Genomic DNA, 19,984 nt, shown 5'->3' on the forward strand with positions numbered 1-19,984 from the left:
CTCGCTCAATTGCTGGAAACCCTAACGTAAAGACGAGGGCAATCAGCAGCCAGAGGCTATGGTGACATAGTCAAATGGTTCAGAGACTTGCACCCTGTTAGCAGACTTAGGTGCAGAATTATTCCACATCCCGCTATCCAACGCTACATGATAGAAGCAAGACGTGTAGTTGAATGACAAATGGGAACGTTCCCTATGATGGTTTAAGGATATGTCAGTGAACAGAACGGGGCGAATATTCCGGCTTTAATTCCTGCCAACAGGAAGAACAATTTAACTTGGTGGAATAATTAACACGGCGAGCCTACAGTAGGAGCTGCCTACTCCGATGACTGTAGTGAAGGTATAGTCCACTCCCTAAGAAATTAGAGGATATAAAGTACGATATTGGCTGCGGCATGGAAGTGGCTGTCATTGATAAACATAAAACAGAAGTCAATTTTGATCAGCTTGATGATACTGTACGCAAATTTGTGCCAAGCGGCTTTAGTGTTCGTTCTAGAAGTCAGCGTCACCCGCTTTCTAAACGTATCAATTTTAGAGATGTTCGCGCTCCATTTAATTTGAATCGGGCAAAGGATTCTATCGGTACGCTTGGGGGTGGCAATCACTTCATCGAGTTGAACGAAATGGATGATAAAGTAGTATTGGTGATTCATTCTGGTTCACGGAATCTTGGCAAACAAGTGGCTGAATATTATCAAAAGCGTGCTTACGATGAGCTGACTGATATCACCGAACAGAGAAAAGAAGTGATTGAGCGTCTTAAGAAAGAAGGCAGACAAGCAGAAATCCCAGATGCTCTACAAGCAATTAGTCGACCAAAAGTTTCAAAGGATCTAGCCTATCTTGAAGGGCAAGGCTTTGACGATTACATGAATGATATGAAAATAGCTCAGGAGTACGCTATGTTGAACCGTAAAGCGATGGTAGATGAGATTGTGACACGCATGGGATGGGCGATCACTGATAGTTTCACTACCATTCATAATTACATTGACATGGAGAATATGATTTTGCGTAAAGGGGCAATTTCTGCACAAAAAGGTGAGCGAGTAATTATTCCGATTAATATGAGAGATGGTTCTATTATTGCCATAGGAAAGGGAAATCCGGATTGGAATTTTTCAGGACCGCACGGAGCAGGTCGTATCATGTCACGATCGAAGGCTAAACAAACTTTATCATTACATGATTTTAAAAACTCTATGAATGGCATATGGACCACATCCATTGGAGAAAGTACGCTTGATGAAGCGCCAATGGTTTATAAGCCGATAGATGAAATTATGAGCAATGTGGAAGAGTCCTTAACAATCGAAAAAGTAATTAAGCCTTTATATAACTTTAAAGCTAATTAAGCTCACCAGATGAAACGGAAGAAAAAAATTTTTTAGCGCTTTTGAACATAGGTTTAAATGAGAAGAGCCCCGTTCGTTTGAGTGGGGCTGATTTTTATTGCCAACCTTTTCGCCCGTTCCTCAAGACGGCATTTTTTCCTTTAAATTCAACAGGAGCACGGCTTTCTGTAGCTTTAAGTGGGGGAATAGTGACTTTGCAAATTCTCAGCCGCCTGACTCCTTGCCGTTTCTGCAGAACTTCTAAAGCTGTAAAGCCGGTGAATGTAAAATTGTAGGTATAATTGCGTTCTCATACCTTTTTATGTCTCACTCTCCTTTTTATTTCCTGGGCACATTTTACTGTTTTGATTGGAGGTTAAAAAGAAAAATTAGCAGGAATTTCTAATTGGAGAGAGAAATAGTCCTTTGGAGGGGGATGGATACATGGATTTGAAAGAGATCAAAAGTTACAGACAACTCGATGATTTTTTGTTTGAAAATGATGTGGAATTGAAATGCAGGGAAAGAGGGCTCAAAGTGGTAGGGATAGATCCAGGGAAAGACAGCAAGCTCACCTTTACTTTGAGCAACAGATCGCAAGTAGAATGTTTGGCCAAGCAAATGGAAGAACATTTTAGTGTGGCTCCTTTGGTTAAACAGTAAAACAACCGCCTTTTGATAAGCGGTTGCTTTTATTTTGGCCTCTAGTCCTTCTAGTGGAAATTTGCTAGTTATCATTATAGACCGAACAGGTTAAAGGAGGGAAGACAGCTGATTGGATGTAACAACTATAATAAGTATAAAAAGCAAGCCTATCTGACAAGTCTCAGATAGGCTTGCTTTTAGACATAATGAATGCGATGTTAAATTTATCAGGTGTGTGATGCGCTTTCGCGTTTTTGACTAGCTGTTTTTTTAGGCATAAAGCATGCAAACACTAACGCCACAAAAGACAAGACGAGCATAAATGCATAGGCATCACTTGAACCAGAGATCGAAGCTAATTTCGCTAGTTTGGCAGCTGTAATGTTTCCATTTTCCATGGATAGATCAGAGGCATGGGAAGTTGCTTGAATAGTATATACAGTGATGACCACTGCTGTACCAATAGCCCCTGACAATTGGCGAATGGTATTATTGACTGCTGAACCATGCGCCCCTAATTCTCTCGGTAAAGCATTCAATCCAGCCGTGTTTAAAGGCATAGAGATGAAGCTTAATCCAATCCGTAAAATAATAGTACGAACCATCAAATACATATAAGTCGTAGATTCCGTTAAATTGATGACTCCCCACATGGAAATAATAATAAATAGTAACCCCGTAATAAAGAGTGGCTTAGCCCCGTACTTATCATACATTTTGCCTGTGACAGGGGATAAGAAGGCATTGATCACAGCTCCAGGTAATAAAAGTAATCCCGCTTCAAAAGCTGTAAAACCTCTTCCATTCTGCAAGTAAATTGGTAGAAGAATTAAATCTGCATACATGATCATCGTAATTAGTACATTTATGAAGGTCGTAACAGTAAAAACCTTATATTTGAATACGCTCAAATTCAATAATGGGTCGTTGGATCTCATTTGCCGCAAACAGAATAAAGCCGTGATGATGATTCCGACAACGATAGTTACAATCACAACAGGATCATCCCAGCCTTTGCTTCCTGCATTACTGAACCCAAATAAGATGCAGCCAAAACCAATGGTTGATAAAACAACACTTGCAACATCTAATTTTGCTTTTGTTGTTTCTGCCACATTCATTAAATATTTGAACGCAAGCACAATGACGACTAATGCAAATGGGGCTAATCCAATAAATAGACATCTCCATGAAACATACTCAATGATAAAGCCAGATAATGTAGGAGCGATAGCCGGCGCAAAAATGATCGCAAAGCCAATGGTTCCCATCACGCTGCCACGCTTTTCGCTAGGGTATAAATATAAAATAACCGTCATCATGAGAGGCATAATAATTCCAGCACCAACTGCTTGAATCATTCTTCCAGTTAATAAAATGCTAAAATTCATTGCACAGGCACAAAGTACAGACCCGATGAACAAAAAGAACATCGAACTAATAAATAGCTGCCTCGTTGTAAAACGCTTCATTAAAAATGCCGTAATGGGCACTAAAACACCGTTTACCAGCATAAATCCTGTTGATAACCATTGTACAGTTGCAGCTGTGACATGAAAGACATCCATGAAACTGCTCAATGCTACATTTAATAAAGTCTGATTTAATGTCGATAAAAAACAGCCGGCAATCAGAACAGTTAATAAGATTTTCTTATTTTTTTCTGCTATCTCCTGCTCCATTTGTATACTCCTTCATTTTAAACTTGAATTCTCAACACTGTGTCGATAAAATTCATAATAACAAACTATATAGGCCTTGACCATGAACAGTTTTACTGCGAATGTTCATTAATCTACATAGAAAACGCCTTTTGTTGAGAAGGTTGAAGAAAAATCTATAAAGGAGCGTAAAATGTCTATATCTAAAAAAGAAGATCCTCGTGTGATTCGTTCGAAAGAAATGTTTAAAAATGCAGTCTTTTCTCTCTTAAGCGAGGATGCCGCTATATCAAATTTAACGGTTCAGAAGGTTGCAGCTAAAGCGGGGTTAAATCGGACAACGTTTTACTTACATTATCAAGATATTCAAGATTTACTTACGCATATTACCGCGGAGATTGTAAATGAGCTATCTGATAAAATTGTTGCTTTAATTCATTCAAAAGATTTATCAGAAAAACAACAGTTAATACAATTGCTGGATTATTTATACGTCCATAGAAATTATTTACTTACTTTATTTAATATCAATCAGTTTGAGGAGCAATTGTTTTCGTTGTTAAAACAATTAGTGGAAACGAGAAGGGAGAATACTGAAAAAAATTTACCCCCTGAATATGTTTCGGTAGATATTAAAACAGCTTCCTTGGTAGGTATCATCATGTGGTGGATAAAGAAGGGCCTTCATTTTAGTTCGGATTACATCGCCAACCAAATTTATTTAATGTACAAGGTGGAGTGGGCCTAAATCATTCATCCATGGGTTTCCTTAAAGGTTTATCAAGTTATTCTCATTAAAATTTAATAACGCCTAACTCTGAAAAGCTGGACCTCAATTTTAAAGTCCAGCTTTTCAGTTTAATTGTCATTCAATAAATCAATGTATGGGTTAGCAATTGAATCATCAATAAAGCCTGTTTAATGTATAAAACACGGAGCCAATGAATGCAACTACATATATTTCTAAAATATCCAATTAATGAAACTTATTTGTTATAAAGAGCGTATAAAGTTTTTGTAAGAAATAATTTATAGAAATTGGAGTGTTTTAATTGAGAGGAATGCAAAAATTAGAGGTTACTCCTAATGATTTTGGATCTAGGTTTTTAAATGGAGATTTTTCTGCGATCTATCAGCAGACAACAGAGGAGTTTAAGCAGTTAGCAACACTCGAACAATTTATTGAATATGGTGAGTCCTTTAATAATGGGGTAGAAACATATAGCCTGGAAATGAGTACGAATTTAAACAAGTATATAACGCAGTATTTATGGTTAGATAATGAAAGAGAGAAAGCCATAGGCATTTCTTTTGATGAAAATAACACTATTTATGGAATAAGCCTTGCACCTTTTGTTTCTTTTCCAGAAAGCGACCAACAGTACACAAAGAATACATATATTATGCCAATAAAAGAGGAATGGTTTGTTTTTTGGGGGGGGACAAACCAGTTTATTAATTATCACTATGTATATGCTGATCAAAGGTATGCGTACGACTTAATTATTATGAAAGACGGTCAATCATATAGTGGTCCCGTGAAAGAGAATGAAAGTTATTATGCTTTTAATAAAGAGATCATAGCTCCAGCAGAAGGGAAGATAGTAAAAATAGTAGACGGGATAAAGGATAATGTACCGGGCGAGTTCAATCCCGAGCCACCTGAAGGGAATTGCGTAATTATCGAACACAAAAACAATGAGTACAGCATGCTTGCGCATTTAAAACAAAGCTCCATCCTTGTGAGTGAGGGAGATTTCGTACAGCAAGGAGAGGTGATCGGGGTATGTGGAAATTCAGGAAACTCATCGGAGCCTCATTTACATTTTCAAGTAATGAATTCAATTAACTATTTGAAGGGCCAATCGATTCGTATCCGTTTTGAGAATGGGCTTGAACCCATTCAAGGAGACTTTGTTAGCCCTTTTACATCTTAACATTTAAAACTGGACTTCAATTTTGAAGTCCAGTTTGGTTGTAATTCAGTTCTTACTCATCGTCTTTATCACAATCATGCTTTAAATGATAAGTCAGAGGTCCTTTGCCAACGCTTTTCAGATATGTTTTTTTGAGATCGGTATAATTTTGAAGGCTTCTTTTCAAGGGGCTGTAGCATATAGGGAATGTAACACTGAGAAGGAGGCTACAGTTTCCTTGATAGGCGATCCACTTAATAATTAATTGCGCATATAAGCATATTATTATATGATGATTAGCGATGCAGGAGGTATGGAGAAAAATGAGCATAAAATCAATGGTAGAAATTGAAGGCATGGCAAGTGTTCTAAAATTACTTGGAGATAAAACCCGATTGACAATGATGAAATTGCTGCAGTTGAATGAATGTTGTGTATGTGAATTTGTAGCAATGTTTGAGATCAGTCAGCCTGCTATTAGTCAGCATTTGCGTAAACTACGAGATGGAGGACTAGTAAAAGAAACTCGACGAGGACAGTGGATTCATTACTCAATGAATAAAGAAAGTGAACATTATCAACTTGTGCAAAGCCTTTTGGATTACCTTCCGAGTCAAGAAAAGAATTTAGAAGAACTCAAGGAAAAGGGTTTGCGTATTTCTTGTGATTAAATCATCGGAGGTTTAGATTGTGACATCAACAATATTAGCATCATTAATCTTTTTAGTAACGCTTGTGATGGTTATTTGGCAACCAAAAAATTTATCGATTGGTTGGTCTGCCTGTGGAGGAGCATTGCTTGCCTTGTTAGTCGGTGTCGTTGACTTTCAGGATGTAGTAGATGTTACTCAGATTGTTTGGAATGCTACTTTAGCTTTTATTGCTATTATTATTATTTCCTTAATACTTGATGAGATTGGTTTTTTTGAGTGGGCAGCTTTACATATGGCACGGGCAGCAAAGGGAAACGGCACTCTCATGTTTGTTTATGTAGCGTTTTTAGGAGCGCTTGTAGCCGCCTTTTTTGCTAATGACGGGGCGGCTCTCATTTTAACACCCATTGTCCTAGCTATGGTTCGTGCATTAAAGTTTAATGAGGCCATGGTCTTTCCATTTATATTAGCTAGTGGTTTTATTGCAGATACAACTTCTTTGCCGTTAGTGGTTAGTAACTTAGTTAATATTGTTTCAGCCGATTTTTTCAATATTAGCTTTATTGAGTTTGCTACCCGCATGATTGTGCCGAATTTCTTTTCTCTGGCAGCCAGCCTTTTGGTTTTGTCTCTCTTTTTCCGTAAAAGTATTCCAAGGCATTACGATATAGATCAATTAAAGAAGCCAGTAGAAGCCATTCGGGATGCTAAGATGTTTCGCTTATCATGGGTCGTATTAGGGATACTTCTTGTTGGATACTTTGCCAGTGAATTTTTTAACATTCCCGTCTCGATGATTGCGGGTGCAGTAGCAATTTTCTTTTTATTTATGGCAAGAAGAAGTCCAGCTGTGAATACTTCAACGGTAATCAAAGGAGCGCCATGGGCAATTGTCTTTTTCTCTATCGGAATGTATGTGGTAGTGTACAGTTTAAGAAATGTAGGGCTGACAAATGTGTTAGCAGATGTTATTCAGGTGGCGGCAGATCAGGGGCTATTTGCAGCTACCATGGGAATGGGATTCATTGCTGCCGTTCTTTCATCAATAATGAATAACATGCCGACTGTCATGATTGACGCACTGGCCATTGCAGATACCAATACAAACAGCGTGATTAGAGAAGCTCTTATTTATGCCAATGTTATCGGTTCGGATTTAGGACCAAAAATTACACCTATTGGTTCTTTGGCTACTCTATTATGGCTGCATGTTTTGTCTTTAAAAGGGGTTAAGATTTCATGGGGAACGTACTTTAAAACTGGAATCATTTTGACCATTCCAACACTGTTCTTTACATTGGCAGGGCTATATATCTGGCTGCTGATTATTCACTAATAGCAATGAGCCTGCTCATAAAAGGAGATGAATAACATGAACAAAAAAATCATTTATTTCTTATGTACAGGTAATTCTTGTCGCAGTCAAATGGCAGAAGGTTGGGCAAAAAAATACTTAGGTAAGGAGTGGAATGTCTATAGTGCAGGGATTGAAGCTCATGGATTAAACCCCAATGCGGTTAAAGCAATGAAAGAAGCCGGAATTGATATTTCTAACCAAACGTCAGATATTATTGAAGAGGAAATATTAAACAACGCTGATTTAGTCGTAACGTTATGTGGGGATGCAGCAGATAAATGTCCGGTTACGCCGCCGCAAGTCCAACGCGAACACTGGGGATTTGATGATCCAGCAAAGGCAGAAGGAACAATAGAAGAGAAATGGGCTTTTTTCCAACGGGTACGTGATGAAATTGGCGAAAGAATAGAATACTTTTCAAAAACAGGGAAGTAGCCCATGAAAGGCAAAGAAATAGATTAAGAGAATAAATTGATATATGGTGATTAAAAAAGGCAGCTGCATGTTACAAGCTGCCTTTTTTAATTCGCACTAACTACTGTAATTTTTCTCTCTAGAATGCTAGTGTATGCGCCACACACCATCTCTTTTGGCCTAGGGATGAATGAGAACCTAATTTGCACCATCCCAGGGTTTCACTTTCTTCTTCAACGACAAAACAACAAGCTGGATGAGCACCATTGCCCACTTTTCATAAGTGAGTGTTTGTGTTTCAAATGTTGCATTTCCTATAACCCTGCCAGCTTTGTAAATGCATTTGACTTGTTTCCGGTCATCTTTTCTGTTCTACGATCGTTATAAATGATCAAGTGAACGAGATATATTTCAGAAATCCAATGGCTTGAGCTATATTCTCTGCTTCATCATTGTCGGTAAATATATAAAAGTTAATATCAGAATACAGATCGCCTTCGCCTTTAGTGAAAGATCTGTGGACTGCACACGCTTCAACCGATCTGTCTTGAGTGAATTTTTTGATTACTATTTAAAATATGATAATTTTAATTGATTGCGGAACAATAATAGTGTATGATGCATAGTATAAGTTAGATACTGTATGACATATAGTAAAAATGAGGTGGGTGGATGAGTAATTTATTAAATTCATTAACAACAGAGCTTAGAAGAGGGACTTTGACTTTAGCGGTTTTGAGTCAGTTGCGAACCCCCCAATATGGATATTCACTCGTCCAATTACTGGAACAGTCAGGTGTAACCATTGATCAAAGTACCTTGTATCCATTGCTTCGTAGATTAGAGAAACAGGAGTTAGTATCGAGTAGTTGGGATACCTCTGAAAGTAGACCCCGTAAATATTACGTTTTAAGCGAATACGGGCTAGACATATTTTTGCAGTTAAAAAGAGAATGGATGAAGAATTCAAAAGAGCTTTACAGCTTATTAAAGGGGGAGGAAGACAATGAATCTGATTGAGATTTACATTCGGGAAGTTACTCGAAGGCTTCCGGAAAAAAATCGTGAGGATATTGCACTTGAGTTACGATCTACAATTGAGGATATGCTGCCTGATGATCCCAGTGAAGAAGAGATAAAGACGATTCTTGAAAAATTAGGGAGTCCAGTCGTATTGGCTAGTAGGTATCGCGATCAGCCAATGCATTTAATTGGTCCACGCTATTTTGATGTATATGTTACGTTGCTTAAAATGATTTTACCAATTGCCGTTGCCATTTCGTTCATCTCGATGATTGCTGAATATTTTGTAGGTTACCGTGGTGAAGAAGCAATAGCAAATGTCGTTTTAGATATTATGGGTTTTGGCGTATGGAGGATCATTGAAGTGGTAATCCAGGTATTCTTTTGGCTAACACTTGTGTTTGCCGTTTTAGAAAGAACAGATAAAGGAAAAGATGAACATCCATTAACAGCGAGCCTTAAGAAATGGACACCTGATGATTTAAAAAACATCTCATACATCCCTAAGAAAAAAGCTATTTCAAAGATCGAAGTATTTGGAAGCTTAATGTGGACGGCGATTTGGGCAACCTTTTACTTTTATGCAAATTATCTTTTGGGTGTGTACGAAGGAGAAGGGGGCAGACTAGAATTCGTGGCCCCAGCATTAAATCAAGAGGTTTTGTTAGGATATTGGCCGATCGTTGTGGTTATGATCGGATTAGAAATAGCATTATCGCTTTACAAGTTAATAAAGGGACAATGGACAAAAAGAATAGCTATGTGCAACGCTATTCTCCAACTAATCGCAAGCATCGTCTTCATTGTCATATTGATTAATCCGGATATACTCAGCAAAGATTTCGTTAGATATATGACAAATTTATTTACTGTTACCGCTAACGAATTTACAATGTGGATCGTTGGTGGGGGGATTTTCTTCTTCGTTGTATCGGCAGCTATCAGTGTGTTTGACGGTTTCCGCAAGGCGAGAATTTATTAATCTCTATTCGCTTATTAAAAAAATAACGGGGTTCAAGCTGATGGTCAATTAAGATTGTCGGCTTTTTTTGTTGAACGAAAATAAGGATCGTTATTTTACCAGCTGGATTGTTCAAAATAAAGATCGATAAATTATAAATGATATTGATTGAAAATTTCGTCTATTGGCTATAGAGGCAAGATCATTAGAGAAAAACCGTGATATAATTAAGTTAATTACTGTCAGTGATAAGGAGTTTGGATAAATCACATGGATATCCATTCATTAAGATTGGTATTAGAAAATGATAAGTTTGATGAAGCTGAAATCATGTTAAAGGAGATGGGTAGAAGCAAAAATATAGAGGCTGTCCCTTTGCTTATTGAATATTTAAAGAGTACAGGAAATGCCTTATTGAGAAACTCCATTGCTTTGACATTAAGTGATATAGGAAATGAAGAGGCAGTACAACCGCTAATAGAAGTAATTAATGATCCAAAAACTTTGGGAAATAGAGGGACCCTGCTATATGCACTGGAACCTTTTGATTGTTCAGCACATTTAGAAACATTAGTTGATCATTTGATCAATGGAAACTTTGAAGTGCAAGCTCAAGCTCATCAATTAATAGAGGCAATTAACGGTAAAATACCAGATGAAATCTTATGTAAGTGTATTCTACAAGTAAAAGAGAAATTAAATGAAATAGAGAGGCAGGAGGGAATACTCTTAGATGCCTTAGAAACCTTTTCTTCTTTCAAAAAATGTAACTAAAATCATAAAAGTAATACATCCATAGTGGCAGGTTTTGAAGAGGTTATGTATAAAGGTGATACAAGTTTCTGTATCACCTTTTACCTTTTATTGCTGCCAATGTCATGACGCTCGCATTACATAGCTGTTAAGCCGCCATCAACAATGAATTCAGAACCTGTTGAATAGCTGGACTCCTCAGAGGCCAAGTAAACCACTAAGCTTGAAACTTCTTCCGGTTGGGCCACGCGCTTTATAGGAATATGTTTAGAGAACTCTTCCACTGCTGCTTTGGTATCTTCTTGAACAACCATTGGTGTGGCGATGACACCCGGATGCACCGAATTCACACGAATTCCGTAATTAGCACACTCGATTGCAGCCGCTTTTGTCATACCACGCACAGCAAATTTTGTATCTGTATAACCTATTGCTCCCGCAACAATACCATTCATTGATGAAATATTGACGATGGAACCGCCGCCTGCTTTTTGCATGGCTGGGATAACTGCTTTCATACCTAAAAAGACGGAAACTTGGTTGATGTCTACGATCCGACGATATTCCTCTTCCGTTACTTCTAATATAGATTTTGCCATTGTGATACCCGCGTTGTTGACTAAAACATTTACTGAACCAAAGGCTTTTTCTGTTTCAGCCACTACATTTGCCCAATCTTCAGCACTTGTTACGTTCTGTTTTACGAATAAAGCATTTTCGCCAAGTTCTGCCGCAAAAGCTTTACCTTTTTCTTCGTTTAAGTCTGTTAAAACAACCTTTGCGCCTTCTTCAATGAATCTTCGAGCATGTGCGGCACCCATACCTTGAGCAGCACCTGTGATAATGGCAATTTTTCCTTCTAAGCGAGTCATGTTTTTACTCCTCCTATAAACATCATGGCAAGATAATAAAGATAAACTACATTTGTAAATTAACAGATAAAAAGAGTGTTTGTCCAATAAAAAGATTGATGTCATAATAAAATGTAATAGAAAGTTTCTTTTTAAAGGAGATATCGATAAATGGCAAATAGCGAAGACCGTCGCTCAGCTCGTACGCAAAAAAATTTAAAAAATGCGTTATTACGATTATTGAAGGAAAAGGAGTTAAACGATCTCACTATTACAGAGGTAGCGCACTATGCCAAATGTAATCGGGTAACCTTTTATTCGCATTATAAAGATTTACACGATTTATTGGCTGCAATCTTCGATGACTATTTAACAGAATTAATTGCTCACTTTCGTGAAGGGTATCGCAGTGTAGAGCGCTTTTCGGCAGATGATGAACATCGCCATCTCCCTATTTTTGAATTTATTTATCAAAATCAATTCGTTTTCTCACTCATTTTAAAAGGGGAAGTGCTCCCGGGATCACAGAATCAATTTTGTGAAAGTCTAGTTCAAACATCTAGTCTCGAACTAAAACTAGGTGAGGCAACTGAAGTTGAAATCCCTGCACTAAACTACTTCTTAACATACGGCAGCCTGGGCTTTTTTATGTACTGGATTCACCAGGATTTCAAAGATTCTCCCGAAGTTATGGCGAAAAAATTAGCCCATCTTCAAAGCAAGATGTTTAAAGAGGCCATTGTTCTTGACGAATAATCGCTAGCCCATTATTTTGAATGAAAAAGAAGCGGTTATCCTGAGAATTATGAGGAATTTCCATCTTTGAGATTTGCAGCTGGAAAAATGGTGAACCTCTCTTTGAAAAGTCTCTGCTGTTTGGGCTTCACATAAAATTGTCTTAAAACAGTATTTTAAATGAGGTGAAATCTTGTCACATGTAAGAATTCGATGTACGGGTCTAATTATTGAACATAACTCTGTACTTTTAGTGGAATATGATGAAAATGGGATTCATTATAATTTGCCGGGTGGAGGACTAGAGCCTGGTGAAACGATCATTGAGGGGTTGCAAGAGAAGTGGTAGAAGAAACTGCAGCTCATGTTGATGCAGGGCCGCTGGCACTAATCTATGAATTTGCTCCTCATAAACAATCTGGCGATTATCATCTCAATGAGCAACACGCATTGCATCTCATTTTTGAATGTAGCATAAAGAATAATTCGCTGGCACGGTTGTCCAAGTATCCTGATCCACATCAATCGGCGGTCAAGTGGATTTCTCTAGAGGAGTTAGACTCCATTTTGCTGATACCCAATATTAGCCAGGAAATCAATGACTATCATGAAAATAAAAGAAGCATCAACTTAATTGAGGATCATAGTCTAGGTAGGCTCCGTTTAGAATTAAATTGATTTATATTGTATAATATAACCTCTATTATTGGATACAGAAAAGGCTCTTCATCAGGAGCTTCTTTTTGCTGTTTGTTCACCTAAAGTGCCTATTTCTGAAATATCTTGCTTCAAACTAAATGTGTACCAGGTTGCCCAAAGGAAGGACTATAGTTTCTAACCGAAAAGCTATGATTGTTGTTATTATTTCCAAAAAATTTGAAGGGAGAAAGAATGATGTCCAGCAGTGGAAAACGAAGAAGAATTATTTTAGATTTAGCGGTTACTTTAGATGGTTTTATCGAAGGAGCAAATGGAGAAGTTGACTGGTGTATCATGGATTCTGAGATGGAGTTCGTTAATTTCTTAAATCAGATTGATACTATTTTGTATGGGCGGAAAAGTTATGAATTATGGGGAGAATTTACTCCAAAAACGGAAGATGATGATACTGAAAAAGAACTTTGGAGATTAATCCATAGCAAAGAAAAGTATGTGTTCTCCAAAACTCAAAAGAGCACAGATAATAAAGCGATATTCATAAATGATCATATTCTTGAAGAAGTAAATAAATTAAAAAATCAGCCTGGTAAAGACATCTGGCTATATGGGGGTTCAAGTCTTATTGCCACTTTTGTCAATTTAGGGCTCGTTGACGAATTTAGATTATCTGTTCACCCTGTTGTTTTGGGAGAGGGAAAACCTTTGTTTGGTGATATAGAGGAAAGGTTAAATTTAAAGATGGTTGATACAAGAACATTTTCTTCTGGAGTTGTACAATTAATCTATCATTTAGATGAAAATAAATAGCACAACCCATTTCGAAGATAGAAGGAGCTTTTAATCGAACTTAAACTTAAATGTTACATTTGGAAAGAGTTCCATTGATATCGAACTGAACACTCTATCTATTCTCACTAGGATAGTCATCATTCATGGACATCATGTAATCGAAACGGAAATCCCACTGTATGGTTATGTCTTCAGTGGGATTCTTTCACCTTATTCAATATATTTTCACCAAGCTCTTATCTATCTGTTACTTTGTGTTTTGTCAAAAACGAAATGCCTATGGAGTAGGTTACATTTTGGGAGCTTCCATACCAAAATTAGCCCATTCTTCTTTTGATGGGCCATAAATGCCAGGAACGAGTAACCCTGCTTGTCGCATAAGAACAGTCATTTGTCCTCGATGGTGGTTTTGGTGTTGAATCAAAAACATCAAAAGAGAGCCATTTGGCATTTTTTTACCTAGAAAATCTATAGGCTCTTGCAAAGTACTGTCTGTCCATTGAGTTTTTAATGCCTGTACAAATGCCTCGCTAGCTTGATGATAGCTGTCTGCTATAAAACGTGATGAGGTAGGAACAGGCCAATCTTCAGAAATAGCTTCAAACCTTAAATTTGTGTTTGAGGCAATGATGTGGATAGCAGCAACGGTATGCCACGCAATCCGTCCTAAAGTCCAATTCTGTGAGGTAATCTCCTGTTTGAGTGATTCATCAGTTAAATTATTTAGTAATTTCTGAGTGACCCCTGCTTCATACTCCCAAGATTTTAAGAAATGATCTAATGTTTGAAACATACTGAACCCCCTAAGCTTTTTACATAATAATTTCGCTAAATCTTTAAATTTTCCTTGTGATTATTAATATGGAGAATAAAATTAAACGACTTCATTATAATGTATGTCGCTAGTCGGAGAAGAGGATAAAAATGTTAGAAAACAAATATAAAAAACAATGGAGAAATGCTTTAACGGAAAAATATCAGCTGGTGAATTTCAGATACAATACCGAAGAAAGCTTAAAGAGCGGAATGACAGAGTGGAATAAGATTCTGAATGGGGGCTCTGAGGCAACAGACTGTTACTAGCACAGGTCAAGAAGCTGCAGATTAGGTAAAGAAAAAAGCCCCTTAAAGGGGGGCTTTAGCAGCGCTATTGCTGATACATTTAGGGTCTCTTTAGCTTATTAAGTACTCTTTTAATGCTTGTTGCAACGTACCCAGTGTTTTGGTCGTATGATCAAATGAGAGGTCCTGATGTATCATTTTTCTCACGACTTCTGCTCTTAATCCGGTAATGACCGTTTTACATCCCATGAGGGCAGCGCCATTGATAACTTTCGTTAAATGGTCAATGACCTCAGGTTCCATATCGGCGATGCCTGACAAATCCATGATTAAAGTTTGGATGCGGGATACACCAATTTCAGTTAGAACCTTTTCCTCAAGGACTGACGTTCGAAAAGTATCAACCGAACCAATCAAAGGCAAAATACAGATCGAGGCATTGATCGGAATAATGGGAACCGATAGATTTTCGACCAACTCTCTCTGAGCAGTAAGCAGGGAATCCTTATATGTAGAATAATTAATAAAAAAAGTATTTAAAAATGTATCAACCCGGTTATTAATTTCCTTTTCCAGACGGAAAAAGTTCAACGTCGTCTGTTTATCTGCTAACTCGTTATACTGCTCTATAAAATTCCACAGAGTTCTCCGGATGGCTTGTACCCACTCCAATTTGAATGATAAGGTGAGGGAGTGAGTAGCCCACGCTATTCCTTCTTGTTTCGCAAATAATTGAAGTTCTCTTTCTTTCCCTTCAATAATATAAACAACTAGGTTATGGGCATTTTTTATAAGGTCAATATTTCCGATTGCCAGAATTTCATCGATTTTATCCTTTACATTGACAGCCTCAGATAGTAACTTCTCTTCAAATTCCTTAGTGTTACTTTCGAAAAATTCTTTCAATTTAAACGATTGTAGAGACGTCACTTTATACTCCCCCTTTATATCTAACTCCACGTAAACTTCTACCACTTTTCTTTATTTATTAAACCACATTATTTAAAAAATAAAATTTTAGAATTTAATCGATTGGACGGTGATAGGAGGTATTTTTCGTATTCACTTGCCTAGTTATTAGGAACTTCTTCCGCCACATTTTCAGTATGAGTAACAGACTTCTTTGTCTTGTTATATTCTTTTGCGCCAAAGTATGCGGTGCAGCGGTAACAACAAAATAATATAGCAGGCACTCAAGGCACCCTTTAAATCCGAACCGTCTGTTTAGCTAAACCGCCTAGCGTTATTAGTGAAAATGAAAAAGAAGGCATTACTCAAATGATGGGCGAGCTGCTTGAGGCCATGGTGTTCATCGATAGCTTGAATACCACGCTAGAGAGATTATCGGAAGGGAGGGGCAGTCAACATGTATTTTGATTTATCGGCAAGTCGTTTAATGAAGGATTCTGAAGTGAGAAATCTGTTAGAAAGGTGAGGGATAATCCGGTTTTACTTTTATCAGCGGAATTTGAAGCTAAAAACGTTATTTCGCTTCAAAAGAAAAAGCGGCAAGCTAATCGGAGTAGCTCACCGCCATATAGGCGAATTATGAGTATTGTAACATATTTTTCCTTTAATGGGAAGTTATACACTGACTGTAAGGAAGAAGGGGGAATAGCTGGGTATTGAACATCCAGTAATTACTCGCATGATGAAAACGGTTATGCAAATATGATCAATCAGATGGAACATGTTGGGGGGATACTTTATACAATTGAGATGAAAGAACTTTAAATTCATCCTATCACAATAAAGATGTGATTAAACGCGAGGAAATTACTAAATAGTTTTGGAGAGTCGATAATTAATAAAGGTCAAAAAAGAAAGGGAGCACTCGTTACTCTTTGTCTCTCTTGTTTAATATCACTGAATTATATTTATTTAGTATATATATATTATAGAGGGATTTTTGATTAAAAATAGAAATTTATTTGGATTAATTGCCGGTTTTGGTGTTATGTGTTATATACTTAGTATATATTGAAAAAGGAAATAACGGGAGGGGCAATATGATCAAAGTTAGCAACCTAACAAAAGAATTTTTACAAGGACAAGAGAAAACGCAAGTCTTAAAAGGTGTTGATTTAAGTATTGAAGAAGGGGAATTCGTGGCCATCATGGGACCCAGCGGTTCTGGAAAAAGCACACTACTTCAATTACTTGGGGGGCTTGATGTACCCACCAAGGGAGATATACAAATTGATCATAAGATTTTAAATAAAATGAGAGAAAAGGAAAGAACCATATTTCGTAGAAAAAAACTAGGTTTTGTTTTTCAAAATTATCAACTATTACCTAACTTAACTGTAGAGGAAAATATCGCATTTCCTCTTCATGCAGACGGGAAATTAACTAATAAGAAAAGTAAATTGATTCATGAATTAATTCATTCTGTAGGATTAGAGGGATTAAATCGTAAGTGTGCCAATCTATTAAGTGGTGGTCAGCAACAACGTGTTGCTATAGCTAGAGCACTTGTTAATAACCCGATTGTTTTATTAGCTGATGAACCAACAGGAAATTTAGACAGGGCTAAGGCAGAAGAAATTCTGGCTTTATTGTCAACCTTTCACCGTAAAAATAAGCAAACCATCGTGATGGTTACACATGATATTTTTGCAGCTGGCTTTGCAGATCGCATTCTACTTTTTAGAGATGGGGCTATAGATCAAGTGATATCTAGGAAGGATAGTGATTATGCTAAATATTTGGCGAATTTCATGGCGTAATATTACGCAAAACAAAAAAAGATTTTTCTTTACATTGCTGTCCATTATACTAGGGACATCTTTTTTAACGTCTATGCTGGTGGCTGATAAAACAACGAAGGACGTTTTTGATTATTACGAACAAATGTATGTCGCCAATGCAGATTATTGGGTTTTAAGTGATGAACATACTTATCCTGAAGAGATGATCTCGTCTATTCAAAAGGATCCCGCTGTTACTCATACATTGCTTGCCCTTGATAAGCAAGCTTTCTTTGAACTTGAAGGTAATCATTCTTTGAATGAAAGATCTGTGCGAATTACAGGAGTAAATGATCAAAATAGCCCTTTGCTGAAACTCCCAGTTATTGAAGGTAGCTTAGATAATGAAGGAGTAATATTACCAGAAGTTGTTGCAAAGCTTTTGGGAAAAGGGGTTGGAGATACGGTTCGATTTACTAATATGGGAGAAGCAAAGATTTCTGCCATTGTTGAGTATACACAACTGCTTGCAAGTCCCAGTGATTGGGAAAGTGCTGAATCAAGCAGTTTTCGCATTATGGCTCCGCTTGATATGTTAAGAGAGTGGACAGGAAAGAGTGACGAGATTTCTTATATGCGTTTTCAAGTCAAAGGTGACGGCAAAGATCTCTTTCACTCTTTTCAGCAAAAGTTCCGTGGTTCTAATGTATACATAGAACCTGTTGTTGCGGATGACCTCCAAAGCAATGATATAGGCGGACTCTATACCTTCTTCTATTTAATTGCGGGATTGTCCATGTTTATCAGCGGGTTTATTGTCTTTAATGTGATTTATACAAGCGTTATAGAAAGAAAAAGAGAATTTGCTGTAATGAAAAGCTTAGGCTATACACAAAGTTCTGTTTCTAAGCTGGTTCTTATTGAAATAGTACTTTTGGTATTGATCGGCACAGCTGTTGGAGTTCCGCTTGGTATATGGCTCGGGGATATGTTTATGCAAGCTCTTCTTAGTGTATTCAAATTTGATATGGTCTACACGTTAAATTGGAAGCTACCAGCGATGATGGCTATTATCATTGGATTGCTATTTCCTATAGTTTTTTCACTTTTTCCTATTTATAATGCAGGCAAGACGTCGATTTTATTGACATTAAAAGCAGCAAATCAAACGCAAACATTATCAAGACGGTATTTTCTTAGAACTGTTGTTGGGGTGGGGCTTCTGTGCTTTGTGTTTATAGATCACCCAGTTTCCTATGTTGCTATATTAATAGGTGTTATTCTTTTGTTTCCTTTCCTATTGTTAGGTTTAAGCAAAATAGTAAAGCCCATTTTAAAATACTTTTTTGATTATGCTGGTATCATGGCTATAAAAAGTCTCTTGCAGCAAATAAATCGTAATGCAAATACAGCTGCTATTTTAGCCATTGGTATATCGATTATATTATTACTTGGTGCAGCGGTAGGGTCAGCTCCTAAAGGATACGAAAAAGAAATAAGAAATACGTATGGGGGGGACATGAGAGTTACATCTGAGGCTCCATGGTCTGCTGAAGATATAAAAAAAGTGCTTTCTTATGATGCTGTTACAGGTGTTAAAACATTAACTGAAGCAACGCCGATTACTTGGGAAACAAATAGCGGAAGAAGTAGACAATTTTCCGTTCTTTCTGTAAGTGAAAATGGCCCCTCGTTATTTGCTGATTTCCGGGAGAAGGATCTATACAAAGAGTTAAAACAGAAACCATCCGTGTTGCTCGGGGATCGTGCCTTTGAAGAATGGGGCGGACAAATTGGTCAGAGTATACTAATGAATACTTCGAATGGTGAACAGAATTTTAAAGTTATTGGAGTGGTTAAAACATCACATTATTCTGGTTATGTCGCATTTATGGACGAGGAATACCTCAATGATGTTTTTGGATGGACAAATAGCTTTGATTTGCTACTCACTGTAAACAGTGAAGGGAACGATTCAATTCGTGACCAGTTATGGTCTGATTTTGGTGATCATCTTTCAAAGGTTCAAACCGTAGAAGATGAAATTGAATCTACTACTTCAGCTATTTCCAGTATGAGTGGCCTTATCTTAGTCATGTTGCTGATGATCATCGGCTTGGCTAGTGTGGGCACAGCTAATACGCTGCTAATGAATATTTTAGAATGTATACCTGAGATTGGAACTATGCGAGCACTCGGTTTTACTAAACAACAGGTTAGAAACATGATACTTGCTGAAGGTATGCTCATTGGATTATCAGGTGTAATTGGAGGTATTGTAACAGGCGTAATTTTAATATATGTAACAAGTAAATCTAAACTGATGGAAGGATTTATGTCTTTCCAATTACCCATGAGTAATATTATACTAGCAATAATTGCCGGAGTTTCTCTAAGCCTCTGTGCAGCCTGGATTTCCAGTAAAAGTGCAAGTAAAATGGATATCCAATCATCACTCAAAGAAGGTTGATAAT

The 19,984-nt window shown here is 37.3% G+C and carries 21 protein-coding genes; 17 read left to right on the forward strand and 4 right to left on the reverse strand.

Annotated features, from left to right (window positions below):
* Positions 1-398 precede the first annotated feature (398 nt).
* A complete protein-coding gene (locus ACH0BF_RS12770; RefSeq protein WP_340853734.1) occupies positions 399-1,361 on the forward strand; it encodes an RtcB family protein in 963 nt (320 codons plus the stop codon).
* Between the two features lie 423 nt (positions 1,362-1,784).
* Positions 1,785-2,003, forward strand: a complete 219-nt coding sequence (locus ACH0BF_RS12775; protein WP_340853735.1) for a hypothetical protein — start codon at positions 1,785-1,787, stop codon at positions 2,001-2,003.
* Positions 2,004-2,212: 209 nt separating this feature from the next.
* Here ACH0BF_RS12775 and ACH0BF_RS12780 read toward each other — a convergent pair whose 3' ends face one another.
* Complete coding sequence (locus tag ACH0BF_RS12780) at positions 2,213-3,667, reverse strand: DHA2 family efflux MFS transporter permease subunit (RefSeq protein WP_406909441.1); 1,455 nt, start codon at positions 3,665-3,667, stop codon at positions 2,213-2,215.
* Between the two features lie 172 nt (positions 3,668-3,839).
* Between ACH0BF_RS12780 and ACH0BF_RS12785 the strand changes: the two genes are divergently transcribed.
* The 8 genes from ACH0BF_RS12785 to ACH0BF_RS12820 all read left to right on the forward strand — a co-directional run bounded on the left by ACH0BF_RS12785 (position 3,840) and on the right by ACH0BF_RS12820 (position 10,744).
* Positions 3,840-4,394, forward strand: coding sequence for a TetR/AcrR family transcriptional regulator (locus ACH0BF_RS12785; RefSeq protein ID WP_340853739.1), 555 nt, complete (start codon positions 3,840-3,842; stop codon positions 4,392-4,394).
* A 313-nt stretch (positions 4,395-4,707) separates the two neighbouring features.
* A complete protein-coding gene (locus ACH0BF_RS12790) occupies positions 4,708-5,583 on the forward strand; it encodes a M23 family metallopeptidase (protein WP_406909458.1) in 876 nt (291 codons plus the stop codon).
* Between the two features lie 302 nt (positions 5,584-5,885).
* On the forward strand, positions 5,886-6,233 hold the full coding sequence (locus ACH0BF_RS12795; RefSeq protein WP_340853740.1) for an ArsR/SmtB family transcription factor: 348 nt from the start codon (positions 5,886-5,888) through the stop codon (positions 6,231-6,233).
* A 19-nt stretch (positions 6,234-6,252) separates the two neighbouring features.
* On the forward strand, positions 6,253-7,551 hold the full coding sequence (locus ACH0BF_RS12800; protein WP_406909442.1) for an arsenic transporter: 1,299 nt from the start codon (positions 6,253-6,255) through the stop codon (positions 7,549-7,551).
* 36 nt (positions 7,552-7,587) lie between these two features.
* Positions 7,588-8,007: an arsenate reductase (thioredoxin) gene (gene arsC / locus ACH0BF_RS12805; RefSeq protein WP_340853742.1), complete on the forward strand. Its 420-nt coding sequence runs from the start codon at positions 7,588-7,590 to the stop codon at positions 8,005-8,007.
* 651 nt (positions 8,008-8,658) lie between these two features.
* On the forward strand, positions 8,659-9,006 hold the full coding sequence (locus ACH0BF_RS12810) for a PadR family transcriptional regulator (protein WP_120032007.1): 348 nt from the start codon (positions 8,659-8,661) through the stop codon (positions 9,004-9,006).
* Positions 8,993-9,991 carry an HAAS signaling domain-containing protein gene (locus ACH0BF_RS12815; RefSeq protein ID WP_340853744.1) on the forward strand — a complete coding sequence of 333 codons (999 nt, stop codon included), beginning with the start codon at positions 8,993-8,995 and terminating at the stop codon, positions 9,989-9,991. The genes ACH0BF_RS12810 and ACH0BF_RS12815 overlap by 14 nt, the downstream gene beginning before the upstream one ends.
* Positions 9,992-10,240: 249 nt before the next feature.
* The gene (locus ACH0BF_RS12820) at positions 10,241-10,744 is read left to right on the forward strand and encodes a HEAT repeat domain-containing protein (RefSeq protein WP_406909443.1); all 504 of its coding nucleotides are present in this window, start codon (positions 10,241-10,243) and stop codon (positions 10,742-10,744) included.
* Between the two features lie 116 nt (positions 10,745-10,860).
* Here the strand turns inward: ACH0BF_RS12820 and ACH0BF_RS12825 are convergent, their stop codons facing one another.
* Positions 10,861-11,595 carry a glucose 1-dehydrogenase gene (locus ACH0BF_RS12825; protein WP_406909444.1) on the reverse strand — a complete coding sequence of 245 codons (735 nt, stop codon included), beginning with the start codon at positions 11,593-11,595 and terminating at the stop codon, positions 10,861-10,863.
* Between the two features lie 150 nt (positions 11,596-11,745).
* On the opposite strand from ACH0BF_RS12825, the gene ACH0BF_RS12830 reads away from it, so the two are divergent.
* From ACH0BF_RS12830 to ACH0BF_RS12845, 4 genes are all read left to right on the forward strand, one after another.
* The gene (locus ACH0BF_RS12830) at positions 11,746-12,330 is read left to right on the forward strand and encodes a TetR/AcrR family transcriptional regulator (RefSeq protein WP_406909445.1); all 585 of its coding nucleotides are present in this window, start codon (positions 11,746-11,748) and stop codon (positions 12,328-12,330) included.
* A 172-nt stretch (positions 12,331-12,502) separates the two neighbouring features.
* Positions 12,503-12,658: an NUDIX hydrolase gene (locus tag ACH0BF_RS12835; RefSeq protein ID WP_340853748.1), complete on the forward strand. Its 156-nt coding sequence runs from the start codon at positions 12,503-12,505 to the stop codon at positions 12,656-12,658.
* Positions 12,652-12,987, forward strand: a complete 336-nt coding sequence (locus ACH0BF_RS12840) for an NUDIX hydrolase (RefSeq protein ID WP_406909446.1) — start codon at positions 12,652-12,654, stop codon at positions 12,985-12,987. The genes ACH0BF_RS12835 and ACH0BF_RS12840 overlap by 7 nt, the downstream gene beginning before the upstream one ends.
* 216 nt (positions 12,988-13,203) lie before the next feature.
* Positions 13,204-13,776, forward strand: a complete 573-nt coding sequence (locus tag ACH0BF_RS12845; protein WP_406909459.1) for a dihydrofolate reductase family protein — start codon at positions 13,204-13,206, stop codon at positions 13,774-13,776.
* A 271-nt stretch (positions 13,777-14,047) separates the two neighbouring features.
* Here the strand turns inward: ACH0BF_RS12845 and ACH0BF_RS12850 are convergent, their stop codons facing one another.
* Positions 14,048-14,551, reverse strand: a complete 504-nt coding sequence (locus tag ACH0BF_RS12850) for a DinB family protein (RefSeq protein WP_120031994.1) — start codon at positions 14,549-14,551, stop codon at positions 14,048-14,050.
* A gap of 131 nt (positions 14,552-14,682) precedes the next feature.
* Here ACH0BF_RS12850 and ACH0BF_RS12855 point away from each other — a divergent pair, with 131 nt between their 5' ends.
* The gene (locus tag ACH0BF_RS12855; RefSeq protein ID WP_406909447.1) at positions 14,683-14,841 is read left to right on the forward strand and encodes a hypothetical protein; all 159 of its coding nucleotides are present in this window, start codon (positions 14,683-14,685) and stop codon (positions 14,839-14,841) included.
* Positions 14,842-14,931: 90 nt separating this feature from the next.
* On the opposite strand, the gene ACH0BF_RS12860 is transcribed toward ACH0BF_RS12855, so the two are convergent.
* The gene (locus tag ACH0BF_RS12860; protein ID WP_340853754.1) at positions 14,932-15,750 is read right to left on the reverse strand and encodes an STAS domain-containing protein; all 819 of its coding nucleotides are present in this window, start codon (positions 15,748-15,750) and stop codon (positions 14,932-14,934) included.
* A gap of 1,079 nt (positions 15,751-16,829) precedes the next feature.
* Between ACH0BF_RS12860 and ACH0BF_RS12865 the strand changes: the two genes are divergently transcribed.
* Positions 16,830-17,549, forward strand: a complete 720-nt coding sequence (locus tag ACH0BF_RS12865; protein WP_340853756.1) for an ABC transporter ATP-binding protein — start codon at positions 16,830-16,832, stop codon at positions 17,547-17,549.
* Positions 17,518-19,980 carry an ABC transporter permease gene (locus tag ACH0BF_RS12870; protein ID WP_340853757.1) on the forward strand — a complete coding sequence of 821 codons (2,463 nt, stop codon included), beginning with the start codon at positions 17,518-17,520 and terminating at the stop codon, positions 19,978-19,980. Before ACH0BF_RS12865 ends, ACH0BF_RS12870 begins: the two co-directional genes overlap by 32 nt.
* The last annotated feature ends 4 nt before the right edge of the window (positions 19,981-19,984 follow it).

The sequence above is a fragment of the Pseudobacillus sp. 179-B 2D1 NHS genome, from assembly GCF_045370945.1.
In the GTDB taxonomy this organism is placed as follows: Bacteria; Bacillota; Bacilli; order Bacillales; family Domibacillaceae; genus Pseudobacillus.